Origin of the sequence: Labrenzia sp. C1B70, from assembly GCF_000475395.1 — a bacterium.
Lineage (GTDB): Bacteria > Pseudomonadota > Alphaproteobacteria > Rhizobiales > Stappiaceae > Roseibium > Roseibium algicola.
This window is the reverse complement of record NZ_AXCE01000003.1, coordinates 238015-256381: the sequence shown is the minus strand read 5'-3', so window position 1 is coordinate 256381 and position 18367 is coordinate 238015. Positions and strand designations below refer to the sequence as shown.

At 58.5% G+C, this 18367-nt stretch carries 18 protein-coding genes; 11 read left to right on the top strand and 7 right to left on the bottom strand.

Annotated features, from left to right (window positions below; genetic code table 11):
- Positions 1–7: 7 nt before the first annotated feature.
- Together Q666_RS38030 and Q666_RS38025 are read right to left on the bottom strand one after the other, a co-directional pair.
- On the bottom strand, positions 8–1105 hold the full coding sequence (locus Q666_RS38030) for an ROK family transcriptional regulator (protein WP_023014448.1): 1098 nt from the start codon (positions 1103–1105) through the stop codon (positions 8–10).
- A gap of 60 nt (positions 1106–1165) precedes the next feature.
- Positions 1166–1807: an SGNH/GDSL hydrolase family protein gene (locus Q666_RS38025; protein WP_023001501.1), complete on the bottom strand. Its 642-nt coding sequence runs from the start codon at positions 1805–1807 to the stop codon at positions 1166–1168.
- 377 nt (positions 1808–2184) lie between these two features.
- Between Q666_RS38025 and Q666_RS38020 the strand changes: the two genes are divergently transcribed.
- The 7 genes from Q666_RS38020 to Q666_RS0132815 all read left to right on the top strand — a co-directional run bounded on the left by Q666_RS38020 (position 2185) and on the right by Q666_RS0132815 (position 9007).
- The gene (locus Q666_RS38020; RefSeq protein WP_023001499.1) at positions 2185–3258 is read left to right on the top strand and encodes an ABC transporter substrate-binding protein; all 1074 of its coding nucleotides are present in this window, start codon (positions 2185–2187) and stop codon (positions 3256–3258) included.
- A gap of 98 nt (positions 3259–3356) precedes the next feature.
- A complete protein-coding gene (locus Q666_RS38015; protein ID WP_031269541.1) occupies positions 3357–4850 on the top strand; it encodes a sugar ABC transporter ATP-binding protein in 1494 nt (497 codons plus the stop codon).
- A 25-nt stretch (positions 4851–4875) separates the two neighbouring features.
- Entirely contained in the window at positions 4876–5838 is a 963-nt protein-coding gene (locus Q666_RS38010) for an ABC transporter permease (RefSeq protein WP_031269540.1), read from the top strand.
- 2 nt (positions 5839–5840) lie between these two features.
- Positions 5841–6797, top strand: a complete 957-nt coding sequence (locus Q666_RS38005) for an ABC transporter permease (protein ID WP_023001496.1) — start codon at positions 5841–5843, stop codon at positions 6795–6797.
- Positions 6798–6826: 29 nt separating this feature from the next.
- Positions 6827–7507, top strand: a complete 681-nt coding sequence (locus Q666_RS38000) for an SGNH/GDSL hydrolase family protein (RefSeq protein WP_023001495.1) — start codon at positions 6827–6829, stop codon at positions 7505–7507.
- A 351-nt stretch (positions 7508–7858) separates the two neighbouring features.
- Entirely contained in the window at positions 7859–8305 is a 447-nt protein-coding gene (rnk, locus tag Q666_RS37995) for a nucleoside diphosphate kinase regulator (RefSeq protein WP_023001494.1), read from the top strand.
- Positions 8306–8488: 183 nt separating this feature from the next.
- Complete coding sequence (locus Q666_RS0132815) at positions 8489–9007, top strand: hypothetical protein (protein WP_023001493.1); 519 nt, start codon at positions 8489–8491, stop codon at positions 9005–9007.
- Between the two features lie 72 nt (positions 9008–9079).
- Here the strand turns inward: Q666_RS0132815 and Q666_RS37990 are convergent, their stop codons facing one another.
- Together Q666_RS37990 and Q666_RS37985 are read right to left on the bottom strand one after the other, a co-directional pair.
- The gene (locus tag Q666_RS37990; RefSeq protein ID WP_023001492.1) at positions 9080–9652 is read right to left on the bottom strand and encodes a carboxymuconolactone decarboxylase family protein; all 573 of its coding nucleotides are present in this window, start codon (positions 9650–9652) and stop codon (positions 9080–9082) included.
- A 69-nt stretch (positions 9653–9721) separates the two neighbouring features.
- Positions 9722–10912: an acetyl-CoA C-acyltransferase gene (locus tag Q666_RS37985; protein WP_023001491.1), complete on the bottom strand. Its 1191-nt coding sequence runs from the start codon at positions 10910–10912 to the stop codon at positions 9722–9724.
- Between the two features lie 111 nt (positions 10913–11023).
- Between Q666_RS37985 and Q666_RS37980 the strand changes: the two genes are divergently transcribed.
- Complete coding sequence (locus Q666_RS37980; protein ID WP_023001490.1) at positions 11024–11596, top strand: TetR/AcrR family transcriptional regulator; 573 nt, start codon at positions 11024–11026, stop codon at positions 11594–11596.
- A gap of 135 nt (positions 11597–11731) precedes the next feature.
- Here the strand turns inward: Q666_RS37980 and Q666_RS37975 are convergent, their stop codons facing one another.
- On the bottom strand, positions 11732–12838 hold the full coding sequence (locus tag Q666_RS37975) for a glycosyltransferase family 4 protein (RefSeq protein ID WP_023001489.1): 1107 nt from the start codon (positions 12836–12838) through the stop codon (positions 11732–11734).
- Positions 12839–14448: 1610 nt separating this feature from the next.
- Here Q666_RS37975 and Q666_RS37970 point away from each other — a divergent pair.
- Both Q666_RS37970 and Q666_RS37965 read left to right on the top strand, forming a co-directional pair.
- Positions 14449–14967 carry a MarR family transcriptional regulator gene (locus tag Q666_RS37970; protein ID WP_023001488.1) on the top strand — a complete coding sequence of 173 codons (519 nt, stop codon included), beginning with the start codon at positions 14449–14451 and terminating at the stop codon, positions 14965–14967.
- Positions 14964–15584, top strand: a complete 621-nt coding sequence (locus tag Q666_RS37965; RefSeq protein ID WP_023001487.1) for a gamma carbonic anhydrase family protein — start codon at positions 14964–14966, stop codon at positions 15582–15584. The genes Q666_RS37970 and Q666_RS37965 overlap by 4 nt, the downstream gene beginning before the upstream one ends.
- Positions 15585–15667: 83 nt before the next feature.
- Here the strand turns inward: Q666_RS37965 and Q666_RS37960 are convergent, their stop codons facing one another.
- Both Q666_RS37960 and hemA read right to left on the bottom strand, forming a co-directional pair.
- Entirely contained in the window at positions 15668–16051 is a 384-nt protein-coding gene (locus Q666_RS37960) for a cytochrome c family protein (protein ID WP_023001486.1), read from the bottom strand.
- A gap of 216 nt (positions 16052–16267) precedes the next feature.
- On the bottom strand, positions 16268–17491 hold the full coding sequence (gene hemA, locus Q666_RS37955; protein WP_023001485.1) for a 5-aminolevulinate synthase: 1224 nt from the start codon (positions 17489–17491) through the stop codon (positions 16268–16270).
- Positions 17492–17662: 171 nt separating this feature from the next.
- On the opposite strand from hemA, the gene Q666_RS37950 reads away from it, so the two are divergent.
- Complete coding sequence (locus Q666_RS37950; RefSeq protein WP_023001484.1) at positions 17663–18367, top strand: Crp/Fnr family transcriptional regulator; 705 nt, start codon at positions 17663–17665, stop codon at positions 18365–18367.

The following is an 18367-nucleotide window of genomic DNA, read 5'->3' as shown; positions in this document are numbered from 1 at the left end:
CAGCGGGTCAGTTTCCGCTGACCATGAACCTGGAACTGAACGGCAGACTGGCAGCGCCGATCGCCTTCGGCGCCGGCACGATGTTGCCTGCGATTGCCTTGATCTGCGGGGCTGCTGCTTCCAGTTTCCGGCAGATGTCCTGGCAAATGCTTTCAGGCGCATAAGACGACAGGATGACTGTTTCGATTTCCACGAATTGGCCAACCCCATGCAGGGAGGCGCGCATCTGGGCAATCAGCCGTTCTTCCCAATCGCTCACCAGATCACCGTAGTCTGGCCAGGATCCCGAACGGTCCCAAAGCGGGTCGACTTCCTTGCCCTGTGCCGACAGGTCCCTCTCCAGTGCCGCAATGCCGACATCGAAGCTGACTTCGGAATTGCCGTTGTAGATCTGGTGATTGAGGACAAGTCGGCCGTGCAGGTCGGCGCCGAGGTAGAAGAACATATAGTCCGAAAGCGTCTTGGCAGCGCCGAACATGCTCTCACCGCTGGCAGCTGCAGTGATGTCGTTCTGGACAAAAACGGCAATGCCGAGCTGTTCCTCGATCTCCGCCTGCAAGGCCTTGAAATAGGCTTCTTCGTCCATGCCGCCCGACAGTCGGCGGGGCAGGGCAAGACCGACGCCAGCCAGGCGTTCGCGTTCCGCATCCGGCAGCAGCTTCACCGCGCTCGCAATCGTCTCCAGAAATTCCGAATGGTTGCTGCCATGGGCAAGCTGTGGATTGGGCAAGGTCTTGTGAAAGCGGATCTTGCCGACAAAATCGATGAGAACGATATCAGTGTGCCGGTTGCCGACGCTGATCCCGATGGAATAAGCGCCTTCGGGGTTGAGGGTAAGCGGCACGGTTGGCGGGCCGACACGGCCCTTTTGCGCTTCCCCCTTCGCCACCAGTCCTTCCTGCTCCAGAGACCTGACGAGTACGGACACGGTCTGCGCCGAAAGGCCCGTCTGTTCGCCGATCTCCAGCCGTGTCGTCGAGGAGTTCTGCAGAAGCAGCGAAAGCACCAGGCGCTCGTTGTAGCTTCGCACACTGACGGCATTCAGGCCTGACGCACGGTCGGCTATACGCAGCGGATTGGGTGGAGCAAATCTCATGTCAGGCATGGAAGGCCCTCCGTTGCCGTGCCGGATAAATTCCTGCCGGCAGCTGTGCACGCAGCGAACTCATTTCCACCCGATCGCCTCCACTTCCCTTGCTAGGGCGACACCGAGATTCTCATGTGCCTGAGCGTTGATGTGGAACCCGTCCAGCGGATCACAGGTCGAGACGGACCCAGCGTCGAAGAAATGCACCTCAAGCGAATCCGACATGATCTCGAACTGAAGGGCAAGTTCATGGGACTTCTGCTGGGCGGCCTTGAAGATGTTCTCCCATTCCTTGATGTCGTCCAGCATCGGCGGCGGCGAGACCACCATGATCTCGGGCACCGTTCCGTCAGGGCCGGGCGAGAGTTCCTTGATGTCGTGGATCAGGCAGCCGATGCCCATTGCCACTTCCGACGCCGGCTGGCCAAACCGGGCCTTCAGGTCGTTCGTGCCCAGCATTATGATGACAAGGTCCAGAGGAGCATGGCTCATGAGGCAGGGGCGCAGATAGGTGCGGCCATTCTTCAGCGCGCCTTCGATGGGGTCGTCATGCACCGTTGTCCGACCGCTGAGGCCTTCCTCGATGATGTGCCAGCCCTTGCCGAGTTCACGCGCAAGCACACCCGGCCACCGCTGCAGCAGAGTGTAGCGATCCAGGGGTGTCCCCCCTGGAATTTGTCCGTGCGTGTTCGAGTCGCCGTAACACAAGATCGTGCGCATGCTGGCAGCGTCCTGATTTAGTTATTGAAAACAGTCGGTTGTCCCGAAGGTTGGCCGAAATCTCTGTTGCCATACATTGCATCGCTCGCGGGATCTGACAAGTTCTACAATTAATCATTCAATATGAATAACTATTGACAGGCAAGTCCTGCCGTGATTTTTAACGGACCTGGGAGGAGGTCCCACCCATCGCAGTTGCGTTCACCCGCCGCCGGAATGCGTTTCGGCGAACGGCATCGCCTTGTCTGCCGGCCGGCACCCGTTGTCGCTGCCGGAACGGCTGACCTGTGCGTAGAGGAAGGCTGTTCGCCGAGGTCAGGCGCTCGGCAGTCTTCCTGCAAGCAGATCAAAAGCCTGACCTTGGAGGAGGAATTTCGATGACATATTTCAAACCTGCCACTCTGGCGGGCTGTCTGGCGGTCGCCATCTCGTCATACCCTGCATTCGCGCAAGACACGTTTCTGATGGATGGTGTTACGGCCAGGGAAGGCGACAATCCGGTTGTCGAAGCGGACAAATACAAGAAGGATTGCCCCTGGACCATCGGCATGAGCCACTTTGGGGTGAACGCCAATACCTGGACCGTTCAGGTGGCACATGAGTCCGAAGCGGCTGCTGCCAAGAACGACTGCATCACCAAATTCATCCTGCTCGACGCCGGTTTCGACCAGAAAAAGCAGGTGGCCGATATCGAGGATCTGGTTGCACAGAACGTCGATGCGATCATTGTCCAGCCCGTGACGTCAACGTCTGCAGATGCGTCGATCGCCAAGGCCGTGGCGGCCGGCATTCCGGTTGTCCTGCACACCGGCCGTATCGAGAGCGATGCCTATACGACCGAGATCCAGGGCGGCGCCGAACACTTCGGCAAGGTGATGGGCGACTGGCTCGTCAACGAGGTTGGCGCCGACGGCAAGATCTGGGTTCTGCGCGGTCTCGCCGGACACCCGGAAGACACCAACCGTTACAACGGCTTGCTGCAGTCTCTTGAAGGCACGAATGTCGAAGTCATCGCCGAGGAACATGGCGACTGGCAGTACGACAAGGCCAAGAACCTGTGTGAGACGCTTTATCTGAACAACCCGTCTGTCGACGGAATCTGGTCTTCCGGTGCCGACATGACCCGTGCTTGTGTTGACGTGTTCAAGCAGTTCGGCGCTGAAATTCCGCCGATTTCCGGCGAAGGCAACAACGGCTTTTTCGGTCAGTGGATCCGGGACGGATTTAAATCCGTGTCTGCGGAATACGCGCCTGCCCAGGGGGCTGCCGGTGTGCGTGCCACTGTCGCCCTGCTGGAAGGCAAGGAGCTGAAGAAGCACTACGACTACAACCCGGCAGGCTGGGACGTCGATAAGGCCAAGCAATATTACCGCGAGGACCTGTCCGCCAACGTCTGGTGGCCAACCGAGCTGCCGGAGGAAAAGCTGCAGGAGCTTTACGGCAAGAAATAGCCTCCTCCCGAGGCCGGACGGCCAGCCGGTGCTGCAGTTCCGCGCACCGGCTGGTCACCGACAGCAAAGATCCAGAATATGATCCGGGGGAGAAGGCAATGACTTGCCTCGTTGAAATGTCGAACATTTCCAAATCGTTCGGCGGAAGCAAAGCAGTCGACGGTGTGTCACTCAAGCTCATGCCCGGCACGGTCCATGCCCTGATGGGTGAGAACGGTGCCGGCAAGTCGACGCTGATGAAGATCCTGGCCGGTGTCCACCAGCCGGACAGCGGGGAGATCTTCCGCGAGGGGCGGAAAGCTGGTTTCGAGACGCCGAGGGAAGCTCTTGAAGCAGGCATATCGACCGTGTTTCAAGAGCTTTCTCTGCTTGCCAACCTGACGATTGCGGAAAACATGTTCCTCGGCAGGGAACCGGTTACAGCGTTCGGAATGGTCGACAGGGCAAGGATGCGGCGCGAAACCCGCAAAGCCCTTGCCGCGTTGGGGCTGGAGTTGAACCCCGATATTCTGGTTTCCGAGCTGTCGATTGCGGAGCGCCAGTTCGTTGAAATTGCCCATGGCATCAAGGCGGATGCCTCGGTGTTCATTCTGGACGAACCGACAGCCGCGCTGAATGCAGCCGATGTCGAGGTGATGAATGCGCAGATCAGGCGCTTGCGCGATGAAGGCAAGGCGATTGTCTATATTTCGCACCGCATGGACGAGATATTCGGCATCTGCGACACGGTGACGGTTCTCAAGGACGGCAAGCTGGTCGCAACGCGGCCCCTGAGCGGCATGACGCCGGACAGCCTCATTGCCCTGATGGTCGGCCGCGAACTGCAGGACCTCTTTCCCGCACGCGGAAAAGCGTCAACAGAAACCGTCCTCGACCTTGAAGACTTCAGGATCGATCCGGGCAGCACACCGCTGTCCCTTCATGTCAACAAGGGCGAGATCGTCGCCCTTGCTGGACTGGAAGGGCAGGGACAACAGCAATTGCTGAGATCGCTCGCCGGGCTTTACCCGGCTTCGACAGGCACCGCGTCCATCAAGGGCAAGACCTTGCCGCTCCCCGCGCCGAAAGCATCCGGCATCCGGCAGCTTCAAGCAAGGAAAGTCGGCTTCGTTCCCGAAGACCGGAAGGAAGAGGGTCTCTTCCTGGGACTTTCCATCGCACACAACATTGCCGTCGGTCTGTCTTCCGTGCATGGCGAACTCTCCATCGCGCACGACTATCGCAAGGCGATTGCCGAGACGATGGCCAGCATGAACATCAAGGCGTCCGGCCCATCCGCACCGGTCGGCACGCTTTCGGGTGGCAACCAGCAGAAGGTGCTCCTGGGGCGCTACCTTGCGGCCGGTCTTGATCTGCTGCTCATCGAAGAACCGACCCGGGGTGTCGACATCGGGGCGAAGGCGGAAATCTACAAGCTGTTGCGCAGCTTTGCGGACGAGGGTGGCGCAGTTCTGGTTCTTTCCCGCGAGACAATTGAGCTCATCGGCCTGTGCGACCGCATTTATGTCGTCCATGGCAAGGCCATTGTCGCGGAGCTGCCCGCCGAGACCGCAACGGAGCACCAGATCCTGAACGCTGCCTTGAGCGCCTGACCCTGCCCACAAGATTGAAGTGATCATGACACAAGCATTTCTCGCGAGATTGACGCAGCCGAAAGGCCGGCAGGGTTTGTGGATGCTGCCCTTGCTGATCGCCATTGCCATCGGCATTTATCTCGGCCTTCGCACCGACCAGTTCCTCGGTTCTGAAAACCTCTTCAACCTGATTGCCCAGGCGATGCCGCTGGTCATCACGGCCATTGGCCAGATGTTTGTGGTCGTGGTGGGCGGCCTCGATCTGTCGGTGGGTTCCCTCATCAGCTTCACGACGGCCATTCTGGCGCTTGATGCGCCGGGCTACGTGACGATACCCGCGGTTTTCCTGTTCGCCGTATTGGTTGGCCTCAGCAACGGCCTTGTGATCACCCGGCTGAATGTCCACCCGATCATCGCAACGCTGGCAATGCAGTATGTCATTCTGGGCATCACGCGCATCCTGCGTCCGGTCTCCGGAGGCACCGTGCCCGATATCGTCATCCAGTCGGTCGGCGGCACGTTTCTCGGAGTGCCGATGCCGGTGTTCTGGGGTGTCGCGGTGGTTCTGGTGGCCTGGAAGTTGCTGCATGGATCGCGCTTTGGCCTGCATCTGTTTGCGATCGGCGGCGGAGTTGCAAACGGCACGCCGGATGCTGCGCGCAATTTCGGCGTTCCGGATCGTCGCAACATCCTGCTCGCCTACGTCGCCTGTTCGTGTTTTGCGGCCCTTGCCGGTGTCTTCCTGGCCGGCCGGATTGTTTCGGGCGATCCCAATGTCGGTCTCTTGTTCGAACTGGATGCGATTACCGCCGTCGCCGTCGGCGGAACACAGCTCTCCGGCGGTATCGGCAGCCTGCAGGGCACAGTGATCGGGGCACTGGTCCTGGCGCTCCTGTCCAACGGCATGAATCTCACCAACGTGTCGCCCTTCATCCAGACCGCGATCAAGGGCGGTCTCCTGCTCCTGGTCGTGGGGCTCCAGACCCGCAAGAAGATAGGGCTTTGATCATGTCTGCGATCGTGAAGCATCCTTTCCTGCAGCGCCTGCTGCGTGTTCCGCCAGCATACTACGTGTTCGCCATCCTGCTGATCACGCTCTGGATTGCCAGGCCGCACATGCTCAACGCCAATATCATGGGCATCTTCATTCGCCAGGTCGCGCCGCTCGGCGTGCTGGTACTGGCTCAGTTGCTGGTCATGCGCGTGAAGAGCATCGACCTTTCCGGCGGTGGCATCATCCTGTTGGTCAACTACTTCATTTCCTCGGGGATCTTTCCCGGGGCGTCGATGCCGTTCTTCATCGGGCTTAGTCTGGCAACCGGTACCGCGATCGGCCTCTTCAACGGTTGGATGATCGGCAAGCGCCGGGTTTCTGCGGTTATCGTCACACTGGCGGTCAGCATCATCCTGGTCGGGTTCGTGCAGTATCTTTCAAGCGGCAAACCACCCGGCGACGTGCCGTCCTACCTGAACGACATCTACAACATCAAATGGGGCCCGGCCCCGGTTCCGGTGCTGTTCTGGTTCGCCCTGACCGTGGTGATGGCGCTGTTTCTCTCAAAGACGGTGTTCGGCAGATATGTCACTTCGGTCGGCGAGAACCCGGAAGCCGCACATTTTTCAGGGGTACCGGTCGAGCGGACCGTCATTCTTGCCCATACGCTGGCCGGTTTCATCGCAGCGGTTGCGGCCCTGGTGCAAACCGCCTCCATCGCGGTCGGCAGTGTCCGGGTTGGGCTCGATCTGCCTATCCTGGCAGTGGCTGCAACCATTCTCGGCGGGGTCGTTTTCGGCCGGGGTGAAGGCGGTGTCTGGGGCCCGTTCTTCGGGGTCCTGTCCTTCGCCCTCCTGTTCGTGGTGATGACCACCTTCGGCATCGATGACCCGGGCAAGCTCATTGCCCAGGGCCTGATCATCCTGCTCGCCGCCATCTTCTACGGCATCAGAACGTCCAGATCCAATTGAGCCTTTCCGTAAAATTTGAGGAGGAAACAATGGCAAATGAAAAGTCGATACTTTGCTTTGGGGATTCGCTGACCTGGGGATGGATCCCAGTTGTGGAAGGCGCTCCGACAATGCGCTACCCTTATGAACAGCGCTGGACGGGGGCAATGGCCGCCGAGTTGGGCGAAGGGTACCGGATTATCGAAGAAGGCCTCAGTGCCCGCACGACGAGTGCCGATGATCCCAACGATCCCCGTCTGAACGGCAGCCAGTACCTGCCGTCGGCCCTGGCCAGCCATTTGCCGCTGGATCTGGCGATCATCCTTCTGGGAACCAACGACACCAAGCCGTTCTTCAATCGCACGCCCTATGACATTGCCTATGGCATGTCGAAGCTGGTCGGACAGGTGCTGACATGTGGTGGCGGCATCGGCACGCCTTATCCGGCGCCAAAGTGCCTTGTCGTTGCACCGCCGCCCCTGACGCCTATGCCGCATCCCTATTTCCAGGGCATGTTTGGCGGGGCCCACGAAAAGTCGGCGGCGCTGGCCGAGCAATACCGGAACATGGCCGATTTCATGAAGGTCGATTTCCTCAGCGCAGCTGACCACATCACCACTGACGGTTGCGACGGCATTCATTTCACTGCCCAGAACAACATCGACCTGGGCAAGGCCATTGCCGGTAAGGTGCGGGAGATCCTTAACCGGCAGCAGGCCGAAGCGGCTTGATACTCCTGGTTCAGACCTGACAACTCTCCTTGCCGCCCGCCAGTGTAGCCAAAGCATGCGCGGGCGGCTTGACTTTGCATGAAATTCTTCGCAACTATCCCGTCATGAACAAAGCCGCCGCGACCAGCTACAAACGAGATTTCAGAGCTATCCCCAAAGCGGGAGAGTAGCCCCCGGCTCGGCTGTCATGCGCCCCGAGCCTCGGGGTAAACACTTGAGATGATGCAACAGGAACCGGTCCTGCCGTTGAAATCATCGAAGCGCACAAATCACCACATCTTGAAACTTAACTCCGCCGCCCGGACGTGATCCGTCCATTGGTGCCTGAAGGCACCTGGCAAGGGGGACTTTATGCGCGAACCGACTGATTTTGCTTCGAAGCCTGACATCGTCATCGGCACGACCGACTATGAACGACTGGAAGGCCTCGCGTCCTCGTTTGAAACACGATTGCCAAGTGTCACGGAGGATCTCCTGGCCGAATTGAGCCGGGCCAGACTCGTCCCTGACGGGGCGTTGCCTGCCGATAGTGTGAGAATGGGTTCCGTCGTCCGGTTCCGAACCGACGATACGGACGAAAAGACCCTGCAACTGGTCTTTCCGGGTGACGCGGATATTGCAAACGGCAAGATTTCCATCCTGACACCCATCGGCACCGCCCTCATTGGCCTTTCCGCGGGCCAGTCGATCGCCTGGTGTGCAAACGACGGACGTCGGCATCGCCTAACCGTCGTGTCGGTCAGCCAGCCACCGCTCGTCGGTGGAGGTCCGGAACTGCAGAGCCCGGATCGCGGTTAGTCATGACTTCCGACTCGCCGTTTCACAAACCCCGTTTCCTGGATCACGCAGGCAGTCTTCTCGCAGGAACTTAGCCCCTGCCGGTCTCTCGCACCCGAGACCGCCGGACAGGGGGAGCAGTCTTGAAGCTGAAACCAGTTCCAACACCGGCCTTCGCCAAAGCGAGGCCGAAGGAGACACCGCATGCGCGAACCAAAGCAGTTTATCTTCACCAACAAGGACTACGCGACCCTGACCAGAATGGTGTCGCAATGCCCGCGAACCAATACGCCGTTTGTTTCCCTGCTGCGCCGGAAATTGGCGCAAGCCCACGTAGTGCCCTCATCGGAGATCCCGGTGAACGTCGTCACCATGAACAGCCGCGTGACCTTTCAGGTGGACGATCATGCCCCCGACACAAGGGTGGTCATTCCCGATGAAGCCGACAGTCTTGTCGGCCTGACCTTGCCGATCACGACGACAACGGGAATGGCCTTGCTTGGCATGTCGGAAAAGCAGAGCATGGAACTTGCAGGCCTTGGCTGCCAGAGCAGGACTCTGACGGTGATCGGGGTTGCCTACCAACCCGAAGCCATGGGTGGTGTTCGCTTGGATGTGCTGCAAGGTCCGATATCCGCCAGACGGCAAGGCAGGCCTTTTCTGCATCTTGTTCATAGCTCGGATGAAGACGCAGAGGGCAACCTCGTTCACTTGCACCGGTAATATGCATGATCCGCTGTCTCCCGGCGCCGTATGCCGGGCGACAGCGAGGAATAGGTTTTGCTCGTCACCTTCTCAGCTGACCAGCTCTGCTGATGGCGTGCGTTGCCAGGCGAATTGCTCGAAATACGGCTCGATCGGCGTATCGGCCAGCTTGTTGGTGTAATTGCTCATCACCTTCTGGGAAATGGCAAGCACGACTTCGAGAACCTGCCGGCTGGTAAAACCGGAAGCCAGAAACGCCTCCACCTGCCGGTCGCCGGCCGATCCGCGCTCGCGAACCATCTGCAGCGTGAACCGGCGAAGCGCCTCAAGCCTGGGCGTCGGCAATGGCGTTTCGTTGCGCAAGGCGTCCGAGACCGCATCATCAACGCCCATGCGTTTTGAGATGCCGGTGTGGGAAGGGACGCAGTAGTGGCAATCATGTTCGACGTTTATCGACTGCCAGACAACTGTCTTTTCCTCGTCCGTGAAGCTGCTTTCCAGGAAAAGCCGGTGAAGAACCAGATACCCTTCCAGCAGACCCGGAGCTTCCGCCATGACCGCATGGAGGTTGGGCACGACGCCGAAAGCAGCCTTTGTTTGTTCGAGCAAGGGTTTGCTGCGATCCGGCGCCGATTGTGCCGTGTGGATTTCAAATTCGGTCATGAAGATTGTCTCTTGTCAGTTTGAAAGCGGGGGAATGCGCTGCCGTTGGCTCTATGCGCTTCAAAGTGTTCAGGCGGAGAGTTCGATGGCCAGCGCGGTGGCTTCGCCGCCGCCGATGCACAGCGCTGCAACGCCACGCTGGGCTCCACGAGCTTTCAAGGCATGAATGAGCGTGACAACCAGACGGGCACCGGTCGCGCCGATCGGGTGGCCGAGCGCGCAGGCGCCGCCGTTGACGTTCAGCTTCTCGCGCGGAACGCCGATGTCATGTGCGGCAGCCATTGCGACCACCGCGAAGGCTTCGTTGATCTCCCAGAGGTCGACGTCATCGGCAGACCAGCCGGTGCGATCCAGAAGTTTGAGGATCGCCGGGATGGGCGCCGTCGTGTACCAGGCCGGGTCCTGCGAATGGGTCGCGTGGCCACGCACGATTGCTAACACCGGCAGCCCGTTGGCTTGCGCATAGCTCTTGCGGGTGAGAACCAGTGCCGCGGCACCGTCCGCATTGGCCGAGGCACTGGCAGCTGTGATGGTGCCGTTTTCAGAAAAAGCCGGGCGAATCCTAGGGATTTTTTCCGGATCGACCCGTCCCGGGATTTCATCGTCCTCGATAGTGACGGTGCTTTTGCGGCCTGCGACCTCAAGAGGGACGATTTCATCCCGGAAGGCACCGCCGGTCACAGCCTTTTGCGCACGGACGAGCGTTTCCTGGGCAAAGGCGTCCTGGTCGGCGCGAGTGAAACCGTATTTTTCCGCAGCTGCTTCTCCGAAAGACCCCATCGGCCGGCCGGCCTCATAGGCATCCTCCAGGCCGTCGCGCATCATGTGGTCAAGTACTTCGCTGCTGCCGAACTTTCGACCCACGCGCATTTGCGGCAACAGGAAGGGTGCGTTCGACATCGATTCCATGCCACCTGCAACGACGATGTCTGCCGATCGGGAAATCAGGAGATCGTGTGCGAGCATGATCGCCTTCATGCCGGAGCCGCAAACCTTGTTGAGTGTGGTTGCGCCCGTGTGGTCGGAAAGACCGGCTGCACGAGCCGCCTGCCGGGCCGGAGCCTGTCCCTGACCGGCAGGAAGAACGCAGCCCATCAGAACTTCACTGATCGAGTCTCGCCCAGCTCCCGCATCCTCAAGTGCTGCTTCAATCGCTGCCGCGGCGAGTTTTGGAGCTGCTACGGGGCTCAAGGCCCCCATGAAAGCGCCTAGCGGTGTGCGTCTGGCGGCGCAGATAACGATCGGATCGGTTTCGCTCATGGGTATCTCCTGGTTGGTTTTCAAAATTAGATTATGATCATAATTTATAAAATCAAGGATAGATTTGGATCGTAATCCGAATTACGATTCCAAGAGCCAACGGAGGTAGAAATGCGTGTCAGCAGGGAAACGGCAGCCAGAAACCGCGAGAACGTCGTGAAAACCGCGAGCAGACAGTTTCGGGAACACGGCTACGACGGGATCGGTATCGCAGGACTGATGAAAGCTGCCGGGCTGACGCAGGGTGGCTTCTACAAGCAATTTGCCGACAAGGACGCCATTATCACCGAAGCAACGCAGCAGGCGCTGGACGAAAATCTCGTCGCCTGGCAATCCGTTGTTGAAGGACACCAGGACGACCCTTTGAACGCTCTACGACGCTGGTATCTATCCCGGGAACATGTCGACCGGCGTGACGCAGGTTGCGCTTATGCCGCGTTGGCGGCCGAAGCCCCGCGTCACGGCAAGGGTCTTCAGGATGCTTTTTGTGAAGCCGTTGAGAAATCCATCACCCTGCTGACCGACACCCGCGCCGAAAGTGCCCAGTCCCGCTGTGAGGCAATTCGGCTGATCACCGGCATGGTCGGGGCACTTGTCCTGTCACGGGCTGTCGGGGAGGGGGCGTTGAGCCAGGAAGTTCTCGATTGTGCGATTCTGGAACCAGCGCCTGGACGCTCGAAATAGGCAATGCCCCGGCGTCTCATGCGCCTTTTCACCGTTGTGGTGTGTGAGACCTGTTTCGCGCCCAAGGGCGGCACGGCAATAAGGTGAAACCGGAAATCGGCATGCACGGCCGTTTTGGTGCCAATGAACCTCATGTCAAGCATCGGCAAAAACGGTCAAAGGAGGACGGCCTGCGGCTTGAGAAATTGTCTCGTCCCATTTGGCCAGGACGGTTGCCGTGGAAAAGCGGTCCAGCGAAGGTGGGCCGGCCTCGCAAAAAGATCCGCGCAGCTCTGGGTCGGTAAGGACCCGAGTGATCGCCGTAGCAAGTGCCTCCTTGCTGCCCATCGGCACGAGCAGACCGGTGGTTCCGTCCTGCACGATTTCGCTGGGACCCCACGGGCAGTCGACGGACACAACGGCCATCCCGCTCGACATTGCCTCGAGGACGACATTCGCAAAACCTTCGAAGCGGGAACTCAGGGCAAATACGTCGCCGGGTGATACCCATTCGCCAGGAACTTGCGTGACACCCGAAAGACGGACGACTTCCTGCAGTCCGAGGTCGGAAATCTGCTTTTCGAGTGCGGACCGCTCCGGCCCTTCGCCATAGATCGTCAACACCGCATCAGGGACGCGCTCCACAACCTGGGCAAAGCTGGCGATGAGGATATCAAACCCTTTCTGCCGGTCGAGCCGCCCTACCGCGACCACCCTGCGGCCCGCATCGGGCCGCGGCATGGCGCGGGGCAGCGGCGTGACCGGATTTGGAATAACGATGGTTTTTTTGCGAACGCGGGCGGGTTGTCTTGCACGTGCGCGCTCCGTCATGACGACGACACTGGTCGCTGCAAAGGCCGCCATCGGCCGAGACCAGCGCCAGAAGCGGCTCATTTGCTGAACATCAAAATTGTTGCGTTCGGATATGATCGTCGGCGTACCGGTACCTGCGGTCGCAAGGACCGTGATGACGTTGATCTTGGTCAGGAAGGAGACGACCATATCTGGTCTGATCCTTGCAAAGCGCCTGCGTAGGTCCTTTACCCGTTGCATGGTGACAAAATGCCGAGAATTTTTGCCGGTACGGCTTAGTCCTTCGACCTGAATCCTGGGGTCATAGGAAAAATAAGAGGTGGAATCGGTCGCATTCAGGGCGATCACATGTACATCGTCGCCAGCGGCAAGGCGGTGGTGCGCCAGCAGGTTGACGACTTTTTCAGCACCGCCTGCTCCGAGGCCCGCAAGAACAAACACAACACGCATTACGGATCCTTTCTCGCTGCGGGGCTGGTGAAGCCTTTCGATGTCGGATGCCTATTAGTCTCTGATTGTGCGATGTGGCCCGGGCCTCCAGCAACCATCACTTGATGCTCGTCGACGATGACCATACGGGTAAGCTTTGGCGTCATTGTAACGCTTCCCTTCGGATCGGCTTTTAGTGATGATTTGAAGAAAGGAAGACCGTTGGGCAGGTCCTGGTTTGCTTGACGAGGCTTCGGGTTCCAGAGGTCGCTCCATGCCTCCGCATGCACTCATGCAGGGCGGCGATACCCCGGTGAATGCCCTTGCCGAGGGTCAGTGCCGACGCAGAGCCATCAAGCCGGGCCTTATCAAGCGTGCCTTCCGCTGCAGTTTTGGTGTGTCCCCTTCCATTCGTCCGCGTAATTCTGGCTTGACGTCTTGACGGGAACGTTTCAACGGATAATTGACCGATAAATTTACTATGTACCTTGCCCATGTCACCCCACCATATTCAATTGGAAACGAAATTTATCCTTGTATGAAGTATCTATGGCTACAGATTTACAGGACGTATTACGCTGAAGGTGAATTTCGCGTGCCCTTGATGAGCTGTAAAAAGAATATCCACCGAGAAATACACTGTAAAAAAATATAGCGTTGCCACCAACCGTATGGTTGGCATTCTTTATCAATCAGGAAGCAACTTGTTTTGGGATCTTCTTGTGTTGCCTAAGCTTTGTTATTTTCTAAATTGAAATAGAACCTTCCGTGTTCATGTCGTTTTCTTTTAGGAAACTTTCCAAAATCAAATTGCAATAGCTGCCATTCCAAACGTGGTCTTGCGCATTTTTCTACGAGCACTCTCCATGCTCGCAGATCGGACGATGCCACTTCCCTCACTGTGCTGTCAGGTTGCCCAACCCACTACGTGAACTTGCCGCACAGGAGCGAAGAAAAAAATGATAATTAGCCATCCGCCCTATATTAACAAATATTACACCATTAACGCTACGCAGGGAAAGCTTTGAATGTCGAAAGTTTTTCCGAGAGGCCTGAGACCTTTTAATCGCAAAGTTCGTCAACGCGATTGATCTCCAGGAACGCAATAATCTTTAGTTTGACAATGCAAAGCTTGCAGTAATTCAAGAATAATTCTTGATGTGAATTGGGTGAAGAAAATGATTTACATCAGATATCGCAATACCTAGGTCAATTTATCGAGGCGCTAGACTTTGTCAGGCTTGTGAAACAAGACACGTACTGAATAGTCAGGTTTCAGAATTTCCCGGAAAGTGTATTCGCAACTCGTTCGTCGAATACAGACAAAGCGGGAAGGCTCTGTTTTTATCGAAACGTCACAGCAGCCAGCTGACACTCCGTTCGGCACGAAATTGCATCCAAGGTTTGCGTTTCAAGCTGTCCGACATTCCTTCGGAGTGGACACAAGAAGAAGCCTCCGAGGTATTGCCTTTTTGAATTCTTCGGGAGGAGAAGACCTCTTGGGAGCACCTTTCAGGCGTTTCTTGTTCCAGCGCATCGGTTCTTGCGTAGCGTTATGAGCGCGAAGAGTTTGTATTGGCGGAGGCGGACATGGACGTTGACAAGGAGAGAAATTAATATATGCATAGGCTATGCAATTATTGGACGCCAACAAACTGGGTGCCCTCGGCACTTTGATCCGCGACCGGACAGATGCGGCGCTGGGACCATTGTCGCCAAGCGCTGCGGCCGTTCTGTCGATGCTTCACTTCAAGCCTGGGTTGACGACGAGTGAAATTGCAACGGTCGTCGGCGTCAGTCAACCGACTGCCGTCAGGTTGATAGACGGGCTGGAACGACAGGCGTTGATCAAGCGCGGCGAGCAGGTAGGGCGCGTCACCCCGCTCAGCCTGACAAAGGCCGGGCACGATGAGGCCGAAGCGTTGCAGCGGCGCCGGCTGGCCGCTTTGGACGGTTTGCTTGGCGCCTTGCCCGAGACAGACCGGAACCGGTTCGTTTTCCTGCTGGACAGGGTTCTTGAAGAGGCAACGACATCGCGATCCTTTGCCAGAACAACTTGCCGGCTGTGCGAGCATAACCTGTGCAGCGCCGATGTTTGCCCGATTGGCTGCAAGGCCAGCGAAATCGAGAAAGCGCAGGAGCGGCTATGAGCACGTCTGAAGGAAACGCCTCACCTTACATCGATCCGGATGCATGGGTTGCGCCTGACGCAACGGTTGCGGGCGATGTCAGGATTTGTGCGGGCAGCAGGATCATGAATGGCGCCCGGCTGGTGGCGGAAGGCGGCAGCACAATCCGTATCGGCCGAAACTGTATCGTGCTCGAAAACGCCGTGATCCGCGCAACGTCCCGTCACGATTGCAAAATCGGAGATCATTGTCTGATCGGCCCGAACACTCATGTTGTCGGCGCGGAAATCGAGGATGAAGTCTTCATCGCAACCGGAGCTGCCGTTTTCCATGGAGCGCAGGTGGGGCACGGGTCGGAGGTTCGCGTCAACGGCACGGTTCACCTTCGCACGCGGCTGGAACCCGGATCGACCGTTCCGATCGGATGGGTCGCTGTCGGTGACCCGGCCCGGATCCTGTCGGCAGACCAGCATGAAGCCATCTGGACAATCCAGAAGCCGCTCGACTTTCCGGGGTTTGTCTATGGCGTCGACAGAAACGCTCCCGACGTGATGAAAACCATCACCCAACGGCTTTCGGAAAGCCTGGGGGAACGCCAGGTAACCGTGGCCGGTGCGCCAAGTGTGCCTGGCCTTTGAGCCCAGGAATTACCGACGGGTAGGCCACGACCGGACCGCGCCTGAGTTAACGGCGCGAGCCCGGTGTGCCCGTTGCAGTCCGCTTATTGAAACGTCTTCAGGTAGGCGATGACGTTCTCAATTTCCTCGTCCTTGCGCAGCCCGGCGAAGGACATCTTTGTCTTGGGGACGACTTCCTTTGGCTTGTGCAGATAAGCCGTCAGGGTTTCTTCGTCCCAGACCAGTCCGCCGTCAGCCTTTTCGGTCATGCTGGCGGAATACTTGTAGCCTTCGACCTGGCCTGCTGGTGCGCCGACAATCCCGTTGAGCGCCGGGCCAACCTTGTTCTTGGCGCCGTCGCCGACAGCATGGCAGGCCTGGCATTTCTTGAAGATCTTTTCGCCTGCAGCAGCGTCGCCGTCAGCCCAGGCAGGAGCCGCTGCGAAGAGACCCGCAAGCGTGACAAGGCAGGTGAGTGTCTTTCTCATGATGTTTCCTTTCCTGTTGCCGGCACATTGCCGACGATACGGCCGGCGGACGGCCGCGGTGGGTTTTCATGGTGGCCGGGCAAACCTTGTTTGCCCGGCCTGACCGGTCCGTCCCCAGGCCTCATTGTCGGACGGACGAGGTCATGGTGAGGGTGCGAGGCCAGAAAGCCGGTGATCGCCTTTCACATCCTTGACATCCGTCAAGCGAGCCTCCGGCTATTCGGCGGCAACGGGCTGTCTTGCCAGCTGGCATTGCGACCAAAGCGAATGAAGCGCGCAGACCAGTCGGTCGACATCCCCGGATGTGTGAACCGGCGACGGGGTAATCCGCAGCCTCTCGGTTCCCTTTGGAACGGTCGGGTAGTTGATCGGCTGGATGTAGATGCCGAATTCCTCCAGGAGCGTGTCCGACAGGAATTTGCACTTGGCCGGATTGCCGACGATCACCGGTATGATGTGGCTGGGATTGTCGACATGTGGAATGCCGAGCGTATCGAGACGCCGCCGAACCTTGGCGACGATGGCCTTGTGGGTATCCCGTTCCACCGAACTTTCCTTCAGATGTCTGATGGACGCCGTTGCGGCCGCCGCGATGGCAGGGGGAAGGGCTGTGGTGAAGATGAAGCCGCTGGCAAAACTGCGCACGAAATCGCAAAGTTCGACAGACGCTGCGATATATCCTCCGACAACGCCAAAGGCCTTGCCAAGGGTGCCTTCGATGACGGTCAGGCGGTCCATCACGCCTTCCTGCTCTGCGATACCGCCACCGCGCGGCCCATAAAGGCCAACGGCATGGACCTCGTCCAAGTAGGTCATGGCGCCAAATCGGTCGGCAAGATCGCAGATCTGCGAAATCGGAGCGATATCTCCATCCATGGAGTAGACGCTTTCAAAGGCGATCAGCTTCGGCTTTGCCGGGTCGGCAGCCCGCAATTTGGCTTCCAGGTCTTCCAGGTCGTTGTGTTTCCAGATCACCTTTTCGGCGCGCGAGTGGCGTATTCCCTCGATCATCGAGGCGTGGTTCAGGCTGTCGGAAAAAACGATGCAGTCGGGGATCTGCGAGGCGAGCGTACCGAGCGCCGCCCAGTTGGAGACGTAACCGGATGTAAACACCAGGGCGGCTTCCTTGCCATGCAGATCGGCGAGTTCGGCTTCCAGCAGCACGTGATCGTGTGTCGTGCCGGAAATGTTTCTGGTTCCGCCTGCCCCGGCTCCGCAGCGGTCGACCGCCTCGTGCAGGGCTGCCAGAACCTTAGGGTGCTGCCCCATGCCGAGGTAATCGTTCGAGCACCAGATGGCGACATCTTTGGTGCTCTCTCCGCTGGTCCACTTCGCTTCCGGAAAATTGCCGCGTTTACGCTGAAGGTCGATGAAGACGCGGTAGTTTCCATCATGCTTCAGGTCTGCAAGACGGCTTTTGAAAAAGGCTTGATAGTCCATGACGTCCCCGCTTTCTCAAGTGTCCGGTAGACGCTAGTTGCGGGGCGGGGCAGGCTGAATGACAATAGTCAAGAAAGGCAAGAATCCGTCGATGGTCCGCGCTTGCTATTGTGCAAAGTCACCAGGTCGGGCTAGACGTTCTTCCATATCACTTGCCCAGGACCTTCATCGATGCCGACCGACCGCCAGCGGAAAATTGCCCAGAACTCCCTGCTTCTGAAAAGCTTCCCGCAGGAGATCCGAGACATGGTGCTCGGCATGTCGAGCTGGCGGACATATGACCGCGGTGAGACGTTGTTCCTGCATGGTGAGACAGCCCAGGCAATCCACATCGTCATGGACGGCTGGGTCAAGCTTTACCGGATCGCGCCCAACGGAGGCGAAGCGGTCGTGAATGTCTTTGCCAAGGGCGAAAGCTTCGGTGAAGCGGTCGCGTTCCGCGGGCTTGCCTATCCGGTTTCGGCGGAAGCGGTAACCGCCTGCGAAGTGATGCGCATACCCAGCACGGCCATCCTGGAAGCCATGCGCAAGGACCCGGACATTGCCGTGTCGGTTGTGGCATCGACCTTCATTCACCTGCATTCCCTCGTTTCGCAGCTGGAACAGTTGAAGGCGCAAACCGGACCGCAAAGGGTTGCCGAGTTCTTGCTGGAGTTGTGCGAGCAGGAAAGCGGTAGCTGCGAGGTAACCCTGCCTTACGACAAGTTCCTGATCGCCGGCCGTCTCGGCATGAAGCCGGAAAGCCTGTCGCGGTCTTTTGCGCGGTTGAAATCTGCGGGGGTCCGCATCAATCGAAATCATGCGGAAATCAAGGATATTGAACGGCTTCGGGCCTTCTCCGAAGAAGATCCGGTGGATGCCTGGACCAAGGGGTGA